This window comes from Ferdinandcohnia sp. GQ5 (genome assembly GCF_059759275.1).
In genome coordinates this window covers 1-347 of record NZ_JCAXEW010000064.1, presented here as the reverse complement: position 1 = coordinate 347, position 347 = coordinate 1, and the positions used below count along the sequence as shown (strand labels likewise).

General features: G+C 50.1%; 1 rRNA gene. It reads left to right on the top strand.

The annotated features are described in order from the left end of the window. Nucleotides 1–2: 2 nt before the first annotated feature. Nucleotides 3–347 (top strand): 23S ribosomal RNA (locus tag AC6CHV_RS26410); the annotation flags it as partial.

The following is a 347-nucleotide window of genomic DNA, read 5'->3' as shown; positions in this document are numbered from 1 at the left end:
TAGGTTAAGTTATGAAGGGCGCACGGTGGATGCCTTGGCACTAGGAGCCGATGAAGGACGGTACTAACACCGATATGCTTCGGGGAGCTGTAAGTAAGCATTGATCCGAAGATTTCCGAATGGGGAAACCCACTGCTCGTAATGGGGCAGTATCCTTACCTGAATACATAGGGTAAGAGAAGGTAGACCCGGGGAACTGAAACATCTTAGTACCCGGAGGAAGAGAAAGCAAACGCGATTTCCTGAGTAGCGGCGAGCGAAACGGAAGATAGCCCAAACCAAGAGGCTTGCCTCTTGGGGTTGTAGGACACTCTATACGGAGTTACAAAAGAGCGAAGTAGACGAAG